This window comes from Marseilla massiliensis (assembly GCF_016899955.1).
GTDB classification, from domain to species: Bacteria; Bacteroidota; Bacteroidia; order Bacteroidales; family Bacteroidaceae; genus Prevotella; species Prevotella intestinigallinarum.
In genome coordinates this window covers 57,229-75,118 of sequence record NZ_JACJJL010000019.1, presented here as the reverse complement: position 1 = coordinate 75,118, position 17,890 = coordinate 57,229, and the positions used below count along the sequence as shown (strand labels likewise).

Here is a 17,890-nt window from a genome sequence, read left to right as displayed (position 1 = left end):
GCGACAGACAAATATAATAAAAACATTTAGTTTGGCGACAACAGTAATCAAATAATTTAAATAAAAACAGAAAGAAATGGAGAATAGGATGTTTTGTTATCAGTGCCAGGAGACGGCAAAGGGAACGGGATGCATACTGAAGGGCGTGTGCGGAAAAGACGCCGCGACGGCCCGCAGCATGGACTTGCTGCTGTTTGTGGTGCGCGGCATTGCCGTGGCTGCCGACAGGTTGCGCAACAGCGGCGCAGAAGTGGCCCACGATGTAGACGAGTTTGTGGTCGACGCCCTGTTCAGCACCATCACCAACGCCAACTTCGACCGCGAGAGCATAGAGCGGCGCGTAGAGAGGGCCTTGGCCGTGCGCGACGCTCTGAAAGCCAAGGCCGAGGCCATGGGCGTGGGGCTGCCCGCAGCCGACGAACTGGAGTGGGCGGGCTCACGCGAGGGCTTCGACGCCAAGGCCGGCGAGGTGGGGGTGCTCAGCGAGCCCGATGAAGATGTGCGCTCGCTCAAGGAACTGATTGTCTACGGACTGAAGGGCATGGCCGCCTACCTTGACCATGCTATGAGGCTGGGCCACGACGACGCCCACCTGCACCGGTTCATGCAGTCTGCGCTGGCCGATGTCACCGTGGGCGGGCTCGATGCGGCAGGGCTCACCGCCCTGGCCCTGAAGACCGGCGAGGCCGGTGTGCGCACCATGGCGCTGCTCGACGAGGCCAACACCTCGGCCTACGGCCACCCCGAGGCCACCAGCGTAGACATCGGCGTGCGCAACAGGCCGGGCATACTGATCAGCGGCCACGACCTGAGCGACCTCGAGCAGCTGCTGGAGCAGTCGGCCGGCACGGGCATCGACATATATACCCACGGCGAGATGCTGCCCGCACACTATTACCCGGCGTTCAAGAAATATGAGCACTTTGCCGGAAACTACGGCAACGCATGGTGGAAGCAGCGCGAGGAGTTCGCCACGTTCAACGGCCCGATAGTGTTTACCACCAACTGCATAGTGCCGCCGCTGCCCGGAGCCGCATACAAGGAGCGCATGTTCACCGCCAACTCTACCGGATTCCCCGGATGCAGGCACATCGAGACAGGGCCCGACGGGCGCAAGGACTTCTCGGCAGTGATAGACGCCGCAAAGAATTGCCTGCCACCAACGGAGATAGAGCGTGGCAGCATAGTGGGCGGCTTTGCCCACAACCAGGTGATGCAGCTGGCCGACAAGGTGGTCGGGGCGGTAAAGAGCGGGGCCATACGCAAGTTTGTGGTCATGGCCGGGTGCGACGGGCGCATGCGCAGCCGCGACTATTACACCGAATTTGCGTCGAGGCTGCCCAAGGATACGGTGATACTCACGGCCGGGTGCGCCAAGTACAGGTACAACAAGCTGCAGCTGGGCGACATCGCCGGCATACCCAGGGTGCTCGATGCCGGGCAGTGCAACGACAGCTACTCGCTCGCCGTCATAGCCCTGAAGCTGAAAGAGGTGTTCGGGCTGGCCGACATCAACGAGCTGCCCATTGTCTACAACATCGCGTGGTATGAGCAAAAGGCTGTCATCGTGCTGCTCGCACTGCTCAGCCTCGGCGTGAAGCAGATACACCTCGGGCCCACGCTGCCGGCCTTCCTGTCGCCCAACGTGGCCAAGGTGCTGGTCGACAACTTCGGCATCAGCGGCGTGGGAACCGTCGACGAAGACATGGAGAAATTCGGTTTGGCATGAAAAGAAGGAGAAATAGAAATGAAACATACTGATTACCGTTCACAGACCGTAGGCCAGATAGTGGCCTCCGACTTCGGGGCGTCGGCGGTGTTCGCCCGCCTCGGCATCGACTTCTGCTGCCACGGCGGCGTGATGTTCGGCGAGGCATGCCGCCAAAAGGGCCTCGACCCCGCCGATGTAGAGCGCGAGCTCTGTGCGCACAATGACAGACAGGGGGCGGGTGCATGCCCGTTTGCCGAGTGGCCTACCGACCTGCTCGTAGACTATGTGCTGAAGATTCACCACCGCAACATACGCGAGCGAGGCCCGCAGACGGCCCAACTGCTGGGGCGTGTGGTAGAAGTGCACGGCGGTCGCCACCCCGAACTGGCCGAGGTGGCCCGGCTGTTCAGCCAGTCGCTGGCCGACCTCGACAGCCATCTGTCGAAAGAGGAGCAGGTGCTCTTCCCGTATATCTACGAACTGCACAGGGCGCACACCAGCGGCACGGCCATAGCTCCGTTCGGCTGCGGCACAGTGGAACACCCAATAGCGGTCATGGAGATGGAGCACAGCGGCGAGGGAGAGCGCTTTGAGCGCATTGCCGCGCTCACCGCCGACTTTGCCGCGCCGGCCGACGCCTGTGCGAGCTATGCTCTGGCCATGCAGCAGCTGCGCCAGTTCAGAGACGCGCTGCACGAGCACATACACCTCGAGAACAACATCATCTTCCCGCGGGCCGTGGCCTTGGAGCAGGCTGTGGCCATGGGCTGACAGCATGTCTTTGTCAAAATACCATAGCCGCTGCCGGGCAGCATGGGGGCAAGCACCTTTGGGTGGGCCGCCATGGCTGCCCGGCAGTGGCATGATGGGCTGCGCAACACGCAGGCGGGCTTAAAAAATGGGGCAAGGGCTCGCGGATAGTAGCAACTGCTGTGGTATTCGGTGTGTTTCTGCCAGGCAACTATTGTCATGTTAAATAGTACTTAATTTTATGGCTTAGGGATAAAATAAAATTTGTATCTTTGTAACCGTATAACAGAAGGAAGGACAGACATACCGAACGAAATGAGGCGTTGCTGGCTGGTGGCATGACGTGGGCTGGATAGGCCGGCATTGCAGGCAGTCTGAATGCTGATGCAAGATGTCTGTTCGTTCCGAATCCGGTTAGATGAGAATAATGAAACTAAGATTGCAAGCCGACGAGAGCATCAAATGCCAACGCAATATATATGAGTACGTATTAGGCGGCGAACAAGACAAAAGCCTGCTTCAGATACGCTTGTTTGAAGAGTCAACGAAGCGTGCGGCATACACGCGCCAGACAGAAGCGGCTAAAGAAAAGGGTGTTTCCAACTGTCCACTGTGCGCCATAGGCGACAATGCCAACAAGACACGCATCTACAAGTTCAATGAAATGGATGCCGACCATGTGACTGCATGGAGCAAAGGCGGTGCTACTTCAATTGAAAATTGCGAGATGCTGTGCAAGACGCACAACCGCTCAAAAGGAAACAAATAATGTGACATGTTGCAGAATATACTTGTTTTGAGGGAGTTATATTAGTATTGATTCCTTCAAAACAAGTATATGCAGAATACATTTCAAGAAATTTCAATGCGTTGGTGTGCAGCAAAGCGTCCGATAGTAAAGCACTCTACCATGTGTGCTTATCTGCTTACGCTGCAAACCCATCTGCTGCCATATTTCGGTGAGAAGACACGCATCACAGAAGACGACGTGCAGCGGTTTGTAATTCATAAACTGTCGTGTGGCCTTGCACGCAAAACCGTAAGGGATATGGTGGCTGTTCTGAAGTCTGTAGCAAAATACGGAAAGAAACACAAGATGTTTCCATTCGACGGTTGGGAGATAGAATATCCTACAGATACTGAAATGAACAGATTGCCTACTTTGGCAATAACGCATCAGCGCATACTGATGCGGCACCTGATTGAAACACCTACAGCACAGAACATCGGTGTGCTGTTGGCTGTTTGCACAGGCATGAGAATAGGCGAAGTGTGCGCACTGCAATGGAAAGATGTGGACTTCTGCCAACGTATTATCACGGTAAGGCGTACCGTAGGGCGGATTTACAATTGCGAATTGAAATCTACAGAGAAAATACACTCATCGCCCAAAACACGGACTTCATGCCGGGAGATACCCATCTCAACGCTATTGTTCAAAAGCCTGCGAACAGTAAGGAAAGCCTCTGCCTCTCCGTTTGTGGTAGGTGAATCTGAACATTCAAAAGAACCACGTTCTTACCGTGACTATTTTTATCGGTTATTGAAGCGGCTTGGCATTCCTCAAATCGTATTCCACGGGCTGCGCCACACCTTTGCAACCCGTTGCATAGAGAGCCAATGCGATTACAAGACGGTAAGCGCCATACTCGGTCATTCAAATGTGGCAACAACGCTTAACCTGTATGTTCATCCAAACATCCATCAAAAAAAGAAATGTATTGAGCGTATGAACAAGTTTCTTGGGATAGCAGAGCAATGAGTTGGAGTGTGCCCGCCGCCACTTTGCCACCATATCCAACTCCACTGTTACCTGCGATGTGGTGGAGAGCCATGCCGATTTGCGGAATGTGATGACGAAGTGACAAGCCGTGGGAATGCGCGCGAGGCAAAAAACATGGCCGGATGCATACGCTTCTCGGCTAATATTGCTAACTTTGCACCCGTTTTCTTAAAATCAAACGCCAATGATTATCACTATAGCCCGGCAATACGGGTGTGGCGCACTGGCCATCGGCAAGATGCTGGGCGCCGCCTACGGCATACCGTTCTACACGCGCAAGGGCCTGTTGGAGATGGCCCGCGCAGAGGGTGTGCTCGAAGAGATGGACGACTTCTTTGAGGAGCGACCCGTCGACGAACTGTTGTTTGCCATCTCGGCCCTCGGCCACAGCGAGGGCCCGGTGCACAGCAGGGCGCTCGACATACTGTCCGACATGATAGGGCAGCGCGACTGCATCATAATAGGCCGCTGCGGCAACTACATATTCCGCCGGAGGGCCGACCTCGTGTCGGTGTTCCTCAAAGGGCGCGAGGACGAGCGTGTAAGGGCTGTGGCCGCCGAGCAGGGCATAGGCATGGCCGAGGCGCGCGAGATAGTGCGCGACATGGACGACAGCCGGGTGCGCTACCACAGGTACTACACCCACCTGCAGTGGGGCAACTCGAGCGACTACGACCTGTGCTTCGACAGCGTGAGGCTCGGGGCCGAGCGTTCCGTGGCGCTTATAAGGCAATATATCGAAGGCATTGGCATAAAGTGAGGGCTTTGTCATGAAGTATATCACACAGTTTCTGATAATACTCGCCTTCTCGTTTGCGGGTGAGGCTCTGCACGCCATGCTGCCGCTGCCCATACCGGCCAGCATCTACGGCATCGTGATGCTGTTTGTGGCTTTGCAGATGAAATGGGTCAAGGTGAAGGATGTGCGCGAGGTGAGCACGTTTCTCATAGCTGTCATGCCGGTGATGTTCATCCCGGCGGCCGTCGGACTGGTTGACTCGTGGGCCGACATTGCCGGCCATCTGGTGGCCTATGTGGCCGTGACCGTGCTTACCACGTTTGTGGTAATGGGTGTGGCCGGCTTGGTTACGCAGCGGATGATACGCCGCGGAAAGGAGGGTCGCTGATGGAACGCCTGTTCTGCGATTCGGTCTACTTCGGCGTTTGCATCAGCCTGGTGTCTTATGCCGTTGGCGTGGCCCTGCGCCGCAAGACGGGCTGGGGCTTCATGAACCCGCTGCTCGTGTCGATAGTGCTTGTCATTGCAGCCCTGCTTGTGCTCGGTGTCGACTATGGGTCTTACAGCCGCGGGGCGGCATGGCTGAGCTACCTGCTCACCCCGGCCACGGTGTGCCTTGCCGTGCCCCTCTACCAGCAGGTGGAGCTGCTCAAGAAAAACTACCGCGCCATAGTGTGCGGCATCGCGGCCGGGGCCCTTGCAAGCCTCGTCACGGTGTTGCTGCTTGCCCTGGCGTTTGGCTTCGGCCACGAGGCATACGTCACCTTCCTGCCGAAGTCCATAACCACGGCCATAGGCATGGGCGTGTCAGAGGAGCTGGGCGGCATAGTGTCGGTCACCGTGGTGTCGATCATTGTCACCGGCGTGCTCGGCAACATCTTCGCCGAGAAGTTCCTAAAGCTGCTGAGGATAGAGGAGCCCATAGCCAAGGGTATAGCCATAGGCAGCAGTTCCCACGCCATAGGCACGGCCAAGGCCATGGAGATGGGTGTGGTCGAGGGAGCCACGAGCGGCCTGTCGATAGTGGTGAGTGGCATACTTACGGTGATAGGCGCCTCGGTGTTTGCCCTGTTCCTGTGATGCCGGCCGTGGCCTGGCTGACCGTGGCTGCCGCCGTGGGCTCACATCGAGCAGAATAGCGTGACGAGGAACGGCACGCTGAAGTCGGTGGCCATGCCGCAGTATATCGACACGGGCACGAGCCTCGGGCCGCATGTGCGGCTTATCACGGGCAGCGTGGTGTCCATGGCCGTGGCCCCTGCAGCCGCTATGGGTGCCAGTGTGCCGAACAGCCTTACGAGCAGCGGTGCCCCGAGCAGTGCAATCATCTCGCGCACAATGTTTGAGAGCAGGGCGATGGTGCCCAGTTCCGTGCCCCGGTAGCCGGTGATGAGCACGCTCGATATGGAGTAGTAGCCCATGCCGCTGCCCACGGCGAGCCATTCGGCCGGGCTGTGGCCTCCGGCGAGCATGGCCACGGCCAGGCTTCCGGCCAGGCTGCCCAGTATCGACACGGCCGGCAGCAGTGCCAGTCCGGGGCTTAGGCTGCGGAACCGGGCCAGCACGGTGGTGTCGTTGCCTATGCCGTAGCCCACGAAGAATATCAGTGTGCAGAGCACCCCGAGGCTTATGGCGTCGAGGTCTGCCGTGGCGGGCACGGCGTGAAGCCGGCCCAGCACTATGCCTGCCACGAAGAAACCTATTATTCCGGCATTTGCCTTCATCGCCTGTCCCTCCCTGTCTTTTTCCACAGCAGCCACGATGCCGCCGCGCTGCCTATGGTGGCAGCCGTGCCGATGGCTGCCGACCGCAGCCCTATCGACCCCAGCGAGTTGAATATGCCGTCGTTCGAGCCAATGCCCAGGCCCAGCATGAAGAGCAGCGCCCAGATGAGCGCCGTCACCGCGTGCTGCTGCCACCGTGACTTGTGGCGCCTCAGCGCGAAGCCCGCGGCCATGCCGGCGAGCATTGATGATATGACTGTGAACATTGTTTGTCTTAGTGTGGTTAATGCCCTTTGTATATGAATCCGTCTTCCTGGTATATGTGTTCTTCCTCGATGAGCCGCCTCAGTGTGGCGTCAACGGTCTCGGGTGGCTGCTTTATGCCCAGCAGTTCGGTGATGTGGTGGCGCATGCCGTCGCCCAGCAGCCTTTCTATGGCGGCCCTCACCTCTTCGGCCCCGGCTGTGTCGGCAGGGTTGCCTTTGCTGTCGAGGCACACGTCGCAGTGGCCGCAGGGCTGTGCCGTGTCTTCGCCAAAGTAGCCCAGCAGTTGCAGGCTCCGGCATTTGTCGTCGTTGGTGGCGTAGCGCATCATTGCCCCGATGCGCTCGGCAAACTGCCTTCGCCTTTCTTCGTAGGCATCTTTGGGGAAGACGAGCCTTGCGGGGTCTTCGCGCCTTCGCCTGTACCTGACGACAGGTGTGGCCCTGCGCGGTATGAACTTCAATACCCGTTTGCGGCCGAGCGCCTTCAGCGCCTCGTGCACCTGTGGCTGCATCAGTCCGGCCCGCTGTGCCACGATGCCCTCGTCGATGAAGCGGAAGTCGCTGAACAGTCCACCGTAGCTGCGCAACAGCGTTATTATCACCTTGTCTTCGTTGGGCGTGTTGTTGGTAAGCCTGTACAGTTCGTCGCGCGTCACGGTCATCATCACCCTCGCAGCGTTGTCCTGCTCTTCGGCGTAATCAATGTATCCGGCGCGGTCGAGAATCTTCAGCGCCGAGTTCACCCTCAGCGGGAAGTGCTTGAACGTATGGCAGAATTTCTCGATGTTAAACTCAAACGTGATGTTCTCGCCATAGCCCTCGGCCACCTGGAAGAAATACGCCAAGTGCTCATACACCTTGCGTATGTATTCTTTTTCAGGGAAATTGTCGTCGATGCGCTTTGCCAGCTTCCGGCTGTCGGCCCCGTTGTACAGCAGCACTGCATAGGCTTTCGCGCCGTCGCGGCCCGCCCGGCCCGCCTCCTGGAAGTAGGCCTCCAGGCTGTCGGGGCAGTCGGTGTGTATCACCGTGCGCACGTCGGGCTTGTCGATGCCCATGCCGAAGGCGTTGGTGGCCACCATCACGCGTGCCTTGTCGCTTACCCATGCCTTCTGCCGGGCGTCTTTGTCGGCGTTGTCGAGTCCGGCGTGGTAGTAGGTGGCGCTTATGCCTTGCCCGGCCAGGTATTCGGCCACCTCCTTGGCCTTGGCCCTGCTGCGCACGTAAACGATGGCCGGCCCGTCGACGCGCTGCAGTATGTGCAGGGCCTCGGCTTCCTTGTCGGCAGAGCGCCTCACCACGTAGGCCAGGTTTTTGCGCTCGAAGCTCATCCTGAACACGTTGTGGCTGCCGAAGCCCAGCTTGTCTTGTATGTCGTCGACCACTGCCGGTGTGGCCGTGGCCGTGAGCGCCAGCACCGGCACCCCAGGCAGCATGGCCCTGATGTCGGCTATGCGCAGGTATGAGGGCCTGAAGTCGTAGCCCCACTGGCTGATGCAGTGGGCCTCGTCGACGGTCACGAAGCTCACCTTGATGTGCCGCAGCTTGGTGCAGAACAGTTCAGACGACAGCCGCTCGGGCGACACATACAAAATCTTCACCGCCCCGAAGACACAGTTCTCGAGCGTGGCCAGAATCTCGTCGTGGGTAAGTCCGGTGTGTATGGCCGCTGCCGCTATGTTGCGCCGCCTGAGGTTCATCACCTGGTCTTTCATGAGGGCAATGAGCGGTGTGATTACTATGCACACCCCCGTCATGGCCAGCGCCGGCACCTGAAACGTTATCGACTTGCCCCCGCCTGTGGGCATGAGTCCCAGCGTGTCGCGCCCGCTGCTTATGCTTTCTATTATCTCGCGCTGTATGCCACGGAAGCCGGCGTAGCCCCAGTATTTCTGAAGTATGTTGTCAAACTTGTCTTGCATGGCCCGTAGTTGTGGCTTAGCGTTGTCACTGCAGGGCTTCCTGGCTGTCGTCCGACGGCTTGATGTCTTCTATCTGCAGTTGCGCCTCGCCCCGCTTGTAAACATTTTCCTCTATGGTGTATACTATGTCGAAGCTGCGCTTGCTCTTGATGTACCTTGCTGCGGCGCTCTGGCCGAAGGCTATGCCGTTCATCACGTTGCTCGACTTGCTGTCTACAAGCTCGAGCTTGATGTGCTCCTGGTTGCGGCCCACCACCTTGCTTGTGCCATAGTCGTAGACGTTGCGGGTGCAGAACAGCGGCTTGGGGTTGTAGGGCCCGTGCGGAGCGAACTTCTTTAGGTCGGCGTGCATCTTCTTTGTGATGTCCTTGAAGTCTATCATCTCTTCGATGTCGAGTATGGCCTGCGTCTGCTCCGGCTGTATGTGGTCGTCGACATACTGCTGGAAGCGCCGCCTGAACTCAGGTATGTTCGACGTCTTCATCGACAGTCCGGCGGCGTAGGTGTGGCCCCCGAAGTTTTCGAGCAGGTCGCGGCAGCTCTTTATGGCCTCGTATATGTCGAACCCGGCCACGCTCCTGGCCGAGCCCGTGGCCATGCCGTTGCTCAGCGTCATCACCACCGTGGGCCTGAAGTACAGCTCGGTGAGCCTCGATGCCACTATGCCCACCACGCCTTTCTTCCAGTTTTCGCCGTAGAGCACTATCGACGACAGGTGCTGCTGGTTTTCGAGCTTGGCCACGATGAGGTTGGCCTCTTCGGTCATCTGCTTGTCAACGTCCTTGCGCTGCTCGTTGTATTCGTTGATGAGCCCGGCCTCCTTCATTGCCCTGTTCAGGTCTTTCTCCACGAGCAGCTCCACGGCCTCGCGCCCGTTCTGCATCCTGCCCGAGGCGTTGATGCGCGGCCCAATCTTGAACACTATGTCGCTCATGGTCAGTTCGCGCCCCGTCAGGGCGCACACCTCGATGATGGCCTTGAGGCCCACCGACGGGTTTTGGTTGAGCTGTTTCAGCCCATGGTACGCCAGTATGCGGTTTTCGCCCGTCACCGGCACTATGTCCGAGGCTATGCTCACGGCGCAGAAGTCGAGCAGGGGTATGAGCCTTGAGAAAGGTATGCCGTTGTTCTTGGCGAAGGCCTGCATGAGCTTGAACCCCACGCCGCATCCCGACAGGTGGCTGAAGGGGTAGGTGGAGTCGGGGCGCTTGGGGTTGAGTATGGCCACGGCCGGGGGCATCTCCTCGTCGGGCACGTGGTGGTCGCAGATGATGAAGTCAATGCCCAGCGTCTTGGCGTAGGCAATCTCGTCGATGGCCTTGATGCCGCAGTCGAGCACGATGATGAGCTTCACCCCTGTTGCCTTGGCGTAGTCTATTCCCTTGCGGCTCACCCCGTAGCCTTCTTCGTAGCGGTCGGGTATGTAGTAGTCCATGTTTGAGTAGAACTGCTGCAGGAACTTGTAGACCAGCGCCACCGCCGTGCACCCGTCGACGTCGTAGTCGCCGTAGACCATGATGCGCTCCTTGCGCCCCATGGCGTCGTTGAGCCTGTCGACGGCCACGTCCATGTCGTTCATCAGGAACGGGTCGTTGAGTTCGTTGAGCATGGGCCTGAAGAAGCGCTTGGCAGCCGACTCGGTCCTGATGCCCCGGCGTATTAGCAAGTCGGCCAGTATGGGGCTCATGCCTATTTTCTCAGCCAGCTCCTTCGCGGCCTTTTCCTCCTCTGTTGTCTGTGGTTTGTAATTCCATTTAAAATGCATTATATATGTTTTTTCTTTTCTTCTTTGTCTGTGCGTTTGGCCTGTCATTGGCCGAATCGGCTTGTAAAGTTACAAAGAAAAAACTATATATGTGTGTATTTTCCAAAGTTTTTGCTTTTTTTGCCCAAAATGCGGTGGGGCCGTGCTGCCTCATTGACGCAGCGCGTGCGGGCATGGGGACATGTCCCCTTGTGCCCGCACGCCGTTGTGTGTGCCGGTTGCGCCTGTGCTCCGGGCTGGCTTTCGGTCAGCCTTTCCAGAGCCCGTGCAGGTTGCAGTATTCGCGTGCGCTGACGGCCTTGGCGTCGGTCTTGAATTCTGCCACCGGCTTGTCGCCCGGCTTGAGGTATTTCCTCATGGTCTCGGTCTCGGTGCAGAGCTCAATCCACTCTATGTAGTGTGCGTCGAGCATGGGGTGCTCGGTGCTGCCCACGGTCACCCTGTATCCGTCGGCTGTCTTCTCTATCACGGGCACGTGCTTCTCAACGGCTGCGTCGGTGGTGTTCTCGGCTATGAGGTCCATCGGCTGGCCGCAGCACGACAGTGTGCCGCCTGCCGGGTGAAGTACTTCTACGATGTTGCCGCATACGGCGCATTTATAAATTTGTCCTTGCTTTGTCATTGTTCTTGATTTTTTTGTTGTTTACATTGTTCTTGTTCTCGGTGGATGGCGGGGCGTCGCACTGTGGCCTGTGGGCCGTGGCTGCTGTTTCCGCCAACCATCAGCAAAGATACGAAATAAAGTTCGGGAATGCTAATTTTTTGCGGATAATGTTGCAGTGTGCTTGGTTAAAAAATGATAAAGCGGCATCGTGGCCTCTTTCCGTGCCTGTCGTTGCGGGCTGGGGGGGCATGGGGGGAGTGCTTGAAGGCGTGTTGAAAGTTTTTGTTAAAAAATGTCGCCAACGTTTGCTTGTTTGACAAAATTTGTGTAACTTTGCGGCCGGTTTGGTTCCGTAGCTCAGTTGGATTAGAGCAACGCCCTTCTAAGGCGTGGGTCCAGGGTTCGAATCCCTGCGGAATCACGACAAGGAGCACCATAAGAGTGCTCTTTTTTATTGATATTAAATGAGTTATGATGAAGATACTAACGCATCAGGATAAAATCCGGTAGAAAAGCGGTAGCAATTATTTTCTTGTTTTTTCCTGAGTTTTCCCGTAGTGTTCTACTTTTTTCTACCTTTGCATTCTACCAAATACCAAGTTATGTCAGACTATCCAACTACTCGGTTCGTGTTCGACCGCAAATACACTGCAACAGAGCAGAAAAAGGCACTCATACAGATTGAGGTGCTGCTGAAAGGCCGTAAAAGTACGTAAGTACAGGAGTGAAGGTCTTTAAAAATCAGTTCAACAAAAAGGCGCTCGTATGCAACACTTTCGAGATGAACGCCCTTAACGACCGGCTGAAAGCGGCCAAGGGGCGTATTGACAGCTTCATCACCGGGCTGATGCAGGTGGACGATGCATTCACGTTCGAGAAGCTTGAGAAGTTCCTAACTGCGGAGAACGCCAAGGAGGCCAGCTTCATAGACTATGTGGCCAAGCGTATAGACGAGCGTACGGACATACGTGAGACAACGCGCAAGTCGCAGCGCAAGGTCGTTGGGTCGCTCGTGGACTTCGGCAAGATATGCGAGTTTTCCGACCTCACGCGCTCGAACATCCTGGACTATGATGAGTTCCTGCACGGGCGCGGGATAGCGCAGCCCACAGTCCACTCCTACCACAAGACGCTGAAGACATACATCAACGACGCGATACGGCACGAGCTAATGACCTCCAACCCATATCTCGGTTTACAATTCAAGCGCGGTGAATCGAGGCATGGGATGTACCTCACTGAGGACGAATTCGCCAAGGTGCGCGATGTGGAACTCGGTAATGAGAGCCTGGCAAAGGTTCGCGACCTATTCGTTGTGCAGTGCCTCACGGGCCTTGCCTATTCTGACTTGATGTCGTTCGACTTCAACCGGGTGAGCAAGGTGGGCGACAGCTATGTGATAGAGGACAGACGTCACAAGACAGGCATAGAATACTGCGCGGTGCTGTTGCCGGAAGCACTGGCGATAGTGAGGAAGTACCACGAACAGTTGCCGCGCTTCAGCAACCAACAATACAACATGAGGCTGAAAGTGGTCGCCGAGGCGGCGGGGATAGACAAGCCGGTCGCTTCTCATTGGGGCCGCCGTACATGCGGCATGCTGCTCCTCAACCATGGCGTGAGCATGGAGACTGTGGCAAAGGTGCTCGGGCATTCGAGCATCCGTACAACCGAGCAGGCTTACGCCAAACTGTAGAACACATCGGTGGTGAGGGAGATACGTGATAAGGTCGGAGACTTGGAGTGACATGCCCCAATGTTGTATTAACGTCATATTTATGTTATGGAATTTAGTGAAAATACTTGTTTGAAAGGGGAATAATGCGTATCTTTGTACCTGATACAAAGAAATAAAATGTATACAATATGAATTCTATAGAAATAATCTGCACGGTAATAGGCGCAGTAGGCGTGGTTCTCGGCGGTGTATGGTTCATCATAGACAAGATATTCAAGTTCGGCAGAGTGTCACAGCGCATAGACAATATCGAAGTTGACGTGGCGGGCATGAAAAAGACACTTGATGGCCACCATGAGGATATAACGAAGATAAAAACCGTTCTTGTGGAGAAATACCCGAAATCGACCAATGTTTTCTCAATGAAAAGCAGCCCTCGAAAGCTCAATGATTTGGGCGAGAAACTTTATGCAAAAGTGAACGGTGATAAATTTATTGCAGACAACAAGGCTGCCTTGTTTGATTTTATCAAGAACTCCAAACCGCTCGTCGCGCTTGACGTGGAGCAGGCAGCGAATGCCGCTTGTATGTCGCTTGTGCCTACCCCGGCATTTAACGACTTGAAGGACTTTGTTTACAACGAGCCTTCATGGACCTTTGGATGACGGAAAAATACGACATAACCGTGAACGACTTATGCTTTGTCATTGGGCTGAGGTTGAGGGATAAGTACCTTGAAGAGGTCGGGATAACTAAATGACGTGGGAATATCAATGTTAGTTTCGGCCATTTTCATAGCAGGCGTGGCCTTGTCGTCGGAAAGCAAGGAAAAAGACGCGCGGGGGAAAAGGGTAATTGACAAACAGCAACCTGCGGCAGTCTCAATGCGAGGACTGCCGCAGGTTGTGTTCCCCTAATCGTTCTCTTTCTCTATTTCGTCGAGGGCATAGTATTTATACCCTCCAAAAACATTCGCCGAGCAAAACAGTTTATTGTTGTATATAGACTGCACCTTCATCCTTTTTCCATCGGATTTTCTTATAACATAATCTCCTACGGATATTCCCATATGTTCAATGGGAGGGGCTTCCATCTCTTTTTGATGTGACGGGTTTGCCTGCGAAAAATTACCTATCACGGCATCCTTTAATTTTCTGACATCATTTGTCATCCCCCATAACTTGAAGAAGAGGATAATCTGTAGCACTGCTGCTACGATACTGATAATTGCAAAAACTACTTCCATAATTTATTATCTATTTTTTTACATTTATTTAGCCGCCAAGCACATCAATACCCTATACATCCCATATATCTCAGCCATTGGCACATCGAAGTCCGCAAACTTCGGGTCGGGGTTGATGGAATGTCAGACGTGATACGTTTTGCGCCTGTGCATGTTGCGAAGTTTCCAACTTGGTCGCAAATATAGCAATTCCGCCTTTTGCTACGCCGTCGATGGCTGTTGCCTCCATTGTTGTCAGGCACCATCGAATACCATTTTCTGAATTGGCTGATTGCCTGAAACGACATCAACCGAACCATTGCTAATGGAATGTGGCAGGGCAGGATTTACTATCGCCCCATTGCCAAGTTCCGATTGCAGCTCGCTGACCGCTTCTGTTATGTCGGTGATTGCAGTCTTAACAAATTCTTTCAGCTCCATCTTGGTTTCTTGTTTAATCCTTGATACAATTGTATCCCTAAGTTTGTAGTTTGGGAGCACGAGAACCCAGGGGGCATGTGGAAAGTGTTACAGGAAGAGATCGTCAATGCTATTGTCCTCTAACTCCTTAACTCCCTGTACGCTTAAGCCCCCTATGTTTATCGGGTGGCCCGGGTTGTAGGGAGTTAGTGGACAATAGTGCCGCTGGGTAGGGAGTAAGAATTAGGGAGTAAGAATTAAGAGTTAAAGTTAAAAGTTAAGAGTTAGGAATTAAGTAGCAAGACTATTGTCTTAACTCCTTAACTTCCTAACTCCTTAACTTCCTAACTCCTTGACTCCTAACAAGTCTCCTTGACTCCTAACAAGTCTAATTAACTTCTTAAAAGTCTCCTAAACTCTTAATCCTTAACTTTTATCAGGTCGACCGAGCGCTTCAGGAATGCGTCGAGGGCGGCTCCCTTGAGCATGCCGTTCTGCAGCAGTGCCAGGTCGATGAGTTGGTGCACTATGCTGTTGCCCTTGGCATAGTCGGCCAGCACGGCCTTCTTCTTGTCGCGTTGTTCGCCCACGGCCTTCTCGGTGTTGGCCAGGTCGTCTTTCTCTTCCTGCGTTATCTCCTCGGGCTTCTTCTTGCCTTGGCTCTTGTGTATGGCGGCGAGCCTGGCCTGCTGTCCTTTCAGTTCGCTGACTATTGGCTTTAGCGCCTCGGCGGTGGCGTTGTCGCAGTCGGCCAGCACCTTCTTGATGAGCGGGTGGTCGCTGTTGAGCACCATGCTGTAGCTGTCGGGCATCTGTGCATAGAATCCCATGCCCGACTGGAAGCGGCTGATGTCCTTCATTCGCCGCATGTATTCGCTTTGGGTTATTACCACGGGCTGTGCCTGCTCACCCATGGCCTGCACCTCGACATAAATCTCGGCCTTGTCGAGCTTTGGCAGTTGGCTGCTGAACACAGATGACAGATTGTCAGCCTCGTCGGCCTCCAGCTCTGTCTTCTTGGCGTCGTCCTTGGTGATGAGCCTGTCGGTCACGTCGCCGTCCACCCTGGTGAAGCGGCTCTTTTCAAACTTCTGCTCGAGCATCGATATTGCCGGCACGTCGAGCTGTCCGTCGAGCAGCAGCACGCTGTAGCCCTTGGCGCGGGCAGCCTCGATGTAGCTGTACTGCTCTTCCTTGTTGGTGGCGTAGAGGTAGATGAGCTGTCCGTCCTTGTCGGTCTGGTTGTCTTTGATTAGCGTGCGGTATTCGTCGAAGGTGAAATGCTTGCCCTCGGTGTCCTTGAACAGGGCGAAGTCTTTGGCCCTATCGTAGAAGCTTTCCTCGCTCAGCATGCCGTAGTTGATGAAGAGCTTCAGGTCGTCCCATTTCTCCTCGTAAGCCTTGCGGTCTTCCTTGAATATCCCCTGCAGCCTGTCGGCCACCTTCTTGGTGATGTAGGTGGATATCTTCTTCACGTCGCGGTCGCTCTGCAGGTACGAGCGGCTCACGTTGAGCGGTATGTCGGGCGAGTCGATCACACCGTGCAGCAGGGTTAGGAACTCGGGCACGATGCCCTCTACCTGGTCGGTGACGAACACCTGGTTGCAGTACAGCTGTATCTTGTTGCGCTGCAGGTCGATGTTCGACTTTATCCTCGGGAAGTAGAGTATGCCGGTGAGGTTGAATGGATAGTCTACGTTGAGGTGAATCCAGAACAGGGGCTCGTCCTGCATGGGGTAGAGCGTGCGGTAGAACTGCTTGTAGTCGTCGTCCTTGAGCGTGCTGGGGGCCTTGGTCCACAGCGGCTCCACGCTGTTTATGATGTTGTCTTCGTCGGTGTCCACCTGCTTGCCGTCTTTCCATTCGGTCTTCTTGCCGAAGGCTATTGGCACGGGCATGAACTTGCAGTACTTGTCGAGCAGGCCCTGCAGCTTGTGCTTGTCGAGAAACTCCTTGCAGTCGTCGTCTATGTGCAGCACGATGTCGCTGCCGCGGCCGTCGCGCTCGGCGTCGTCAATCTCGTATGCGGGGCTGCCGTCGCAGCTCCACTTCACGGCCTTGGCCCCCTCGCGGTAGCTGCGGGTGATTATCTCGACCTTCTTGCTCACCATGAACGACGAGTAGAAGCCCAGTCCGAAGTGGCCTATTATGTTGTTGGCGTTGTCCTTGTATTTCTCGAGGAAGTCGTTGACGCCCGAGAAGGCTATCTGGTTGATATACTTGTCAATCTCTTCCTCGGTCATGCCGATGCCCCTGTCGCTGATGGTTATGGTGCCGGCCTTCTCGTCTACCGATATGCGCACGGTCAGGTCGCCCAGCTCGCCCTTGAAGTCGCCGTTTTCGGCCAGTGTCTTCATCTTCTGCGTGGCGTCTACGGCGTTTGAAACCATTTCGCGCAAGAATATCTCATGGTCTGAGTAGAGGAACTTTTTGATGACGGGGAATATGTTCTCTGTGGTAACCCCGATGTTGCCTTTTTGCATGATATGTCTTAGTTGTTATGTTTATTGGTCATTGTGCCTTGGTGTGCCGCCCGCCCTTGCCGGGCTGCAGCAACCGATGGTTTGTTTGCAAATAGCGTGCCAAACTGCTTGGCGAGGCCCTGTCGCGGTAGTTGCCTGCCTTGCGGCTGGCTGTGGTGGCTGTGGCTGTGGCTGGTGGTCCGGGCGTTGGTGACAAGTGGTGACACCAAAGTTACGGTTTGTCTGTTTTACGGTATAGTGCCAAATGTAATAGTATATATAGATATCTATTACATTTTGGCACTACTATACCTACCGTATTCCCGCCTGTCCCTGGTTGTCACCATGTGTCTGCCTTGGCCATCCTGCCGCTGCCTGTCGTTGCCAGTGCGGTTGCCCGTCGGCAGGCTGCTTGCCGCTTGCTTGTTCACACGGTGTGCCAGGCCGGCATGAAGGCGGGCGGCAGGTGGTTGTCGGGCCACGAGGCTGACGGCTGCCGCCGTGGCCCGAATCGGTTTCCGGGTGCCTCGGCCGGGGTGGGTCGGTGCCCGGGCAGCCGCCCCGCGGCGGCCGGTGCCGTATGGCCGGTCGATGGGGGCCGGACGGCCTTCACGTATGGCCCTTGCCGCGTTGCGGTTCGGCCCGTGCCGTGGCGCGTGGGTGGCTTGGTTGTCGCCGGGGGTGGTGTTTTTTCCGTCTGGAAAAGGGGAATTTTTGTTTTCTGCACAATTTTCCCCCGCCATTATTTGCATCTTGTCGTCTTTATGTGTTATCTTTGCAATAGATAATCAGCACCCGGGCAACCATGGGCCAGGCCCCCTTGGCGCCCGCTTGCGTTATC

The 17,890-nt window shown here is 55.6% G+C and carries 17 protein-coding genes and 1 tRNA gene; 10 read left to right on the top strand and 8 right to left on the bottom strand.

All coding sequences use genetic code 11. From position 1 onward, the window contains the following. Positions 1 to 76: 76 nt before the first annotated feature. From hcp to H6B30_RS11355, 7 genes are all read left to right on the top strand, one after another. Positions 77 to 1,729: a hydroxylamine reductase gene (hcp, locus tag H6B30_RS11385; RefSeq protein WP_205110699.1), complete on the top strand. Its 1,653-nt coding sequence runs from the start codon at positions 77 to 79 to the stop codon at positions 1,727 to 1,729. An 18-nt stretch (positions 1,730 to 1,747) separates the two neighbouring features. Then, the gene (gene ric / locus H6B30_RS11380; RefSeq protein ID WP_205110697.1) at positions 1,748 to 2,482 is read left to right on the top strand and encodes an iron-sulfur cluster repair di-iron protein; all 735 of its coding nucleotides are present in this window, start codon (positions 1,748 to 1,750) and stop codon (positions 2,480 to 2,482) included. Between the two features lie 406 nt (positions 2,483 to 2,888). Further along, positions 2,889 to 3,230, top strand: coding sequence for an HNH endonuclease (locus H6B30_RS11375; RefSeq protein ID WP_239483918.1), 342 nt, complete (start codon positions 2,889 to 2,891; stop codon positions 3,228 to 3,230). Between the two features lie 69 nt (positions 3,231 to 3,299). Continuing rightward, a complete protein-coding gene (locus H6B30_RS11370) occupies positions 3,300 to 4,223 on the top strand; it encodes a tyrosine-type recombinase/integrase (protein ID WP_205110695.1) in 924 nt (307 codons plus the stop codon). Positions 4,224 to 4,428: 205 nt separating this feature from the next. Then, entirely contained in the window at positions 4,429 to 5,004 is a 576-nt protein-coding gene (locus H6B30_RS11365) for a cytidylate kinase-like family protein (RefSeq protein WP_205110693.1), read from the top strand. Positions 5,005 to 5,014: 10 nt separating this feature from the next. Continuing rightward, positions 5,015 to 5,371 (top strand): CidA/LrgA family protein, encoded by a 357-nt coding sequence (locus H6B30_RS11360; RefSeq protein ID WP_205110691.1) that lies wholly within the window; start codon positions 5,015 to 5,017, stop codon positions 5,369 to 5,371. Further along, positions 5,371 to 6,063 carry an LrgB family protein gene (locus H6B30_RS11355; RefSeq protein ID WP_205110689.1) on the top strand — a complete coding sequence of 231 codons (693 nt, stop codon included), beginning with the start codon at positions 5,371 to 5,373 and terminating at the stop codon, positions 6,061 to 6,063. Before H6B30_RS11360 ends, H6B30_RS11355 begins: the two co-directional genes overlap by 1 nt. A gap of 41 nt (positions 6,064 to 6,104) precedes the next feature. Here the strand turns inward: H6B30_RS11355 and H6B30_RS11350 are convergent, their stop codons facing one another. The 5 genes from H6B30_RS11350 to H6B30_RS11330 all read right to left on the bottom strand — a co-directional run bounded on the left by H6B30_RS11350 (position 6,105) and on the right by H6B30_RS11330 (position 11,282). Next, entirely contained in the window at positions 6,105 to 6,707 is a 603-nt protein-coding gene (locus tag H6B30_RS11350) for a LysO family transporter (protein WP_205110717.1), read from the bottom strand. After that, positions 6,704 to 6,973 (bottom strand): LysO family transporter, encoded by a 270-nt coding sequence (locus tag H6B30_RS11345; protein ID WP_205110687.1) that lies wholly within the window; start codon positions 6,971 to 6,973, stop codon positions 6,704 to 6,706. Before H6B30_RS11345 ends, H6B30_RS11350 begins: the two co-directional genes overlap by 4 nt. 17 nt (positions 6,974 to 6,990) lie before the next feature. Beyond that, positions 6,991 to 8,895: a RecQ family ATP-dependent DNA helicase gene (locus H6B30_RS11340; protein ID WP_205110685.1), complete on the bottom strand. Its 1,905-nt coding sequence runs from the start codon at positions 8,893 to 8,895 to the stop codon at positions 6,991 to 6,993. Between the two features lie 25 nt (positions 8,896 to 8,920). After that, positions 8,921 to 10,660, bottom strand: a complete 1,740-nt coding sequence (gene recJ / locus H6B30_RS11335; RefSeq protein ID WP_205110683.1) for a single-stranded-DNA-specific exonuclease RecJ — start codon at positions 10,658 to 10,660, stop codon at positions 8,921 to 8,923. Between the two features lie 247 nt (positions 10,661 to 10,907). Continuing rightward, positions 10,908 to 11,282, bottom strand: coding sequence for a desulfoferrodoxin (locus H6B30_RS11330; RefSeq protein WP_205110681.1), 375 nt, complete (start codon positions 11,280 to 11,282; stop codon positions 10,908 to 10,910). Positions 11,283 to 11,610: 328 nt separating this feature from the next. Between H6B30_RS11330 and H6B30_RS11325 the strand changes: the two genes are divergently transcribed. From H6B30_RS11325 to H6B30_RS11315, 3 genes are all read left to right on the top strand, one after another. Continuing rightward, positions 11,611 to 11,685 (top strand) — tRNA-Arg (locus H6B30_RS11325). Between the two features lie 303 nt (positions 11,686 to 11,988). Further along, a complete protein-coding gene (locus tag H6B30_RS11320; RefSeq protein WP_205110679.1) occupies positions 11,989 to 12,960 on the top strand; it encodes a phage integrase SAM-like domain-containing protein in 972 nt (323 codons plus the stop codon). A gap of 170 nt (positions 12,961 to 13,130) precedes the next feature. Continuing rightward, positions 13,131 to 13,607 carry a hypothetical protein gene (locus H6B30_RS11315; RefSeq protein ID WP_205110676.1) on the top strand — a complete coding sequence of 159 codons (477 nt, stop codon included), beginning with the start codon at positions 13,131 to 13,133 and terminating at the stop codon, positions 13,605 to 13,607. 248 nt (positions 13,608 to 13,855) lie between these two features. Here H6B30_RS11315 and H6B30_RS11310 read toward each other — a convergent pair whose 3' ends face one another. The 3 genes from H6B30_RS11310 to htpG all read right to left on the bottom strand — a co-directional run bounded on the left by H6B30_RS11310 (position 13,856) and on the right by htpG (position 17,070). Further along, positions 13,856 to 14,188 carry a hypothetical protein gene (locus tag H6B30_RS11310; RefSeq protein WP_205110674.1) on the bottom strand — a complete coding sequence of 111 codons (333 nt, stop codon included), beginning with the start codon at positions 14,186 to 14,188 and terminating at the stop codon, positions 13,856 to 13,858. Positions 14,189 to 14,422: 234 nt separating this feature from the next. Beyond that, positions 14,423 to 14,608, bottom strand: coding sequence for a hypothetical protein (locus H6B30_RS11305; RefSeq protein ID WP_205110672.1), 186 nt, complete (start codon positions 14,606 to 14,608; stop codon positions 14,423 to 14,425). A 398-nt stretch (positions 14,609 to 15,006) separates the two neighbouring features. After that, entirely contained in the window at positions 15,007 to 17,070 is a 2,064-nt protein-coding gene (gene htpG / locus H6B30_RS11300) for a molecular chaperone HtpG (RefSeq protein WP_205110670.1), read from the bottom strand. Positions 17,071 to 17,890 lie beyond the last annotated feature (820 nt).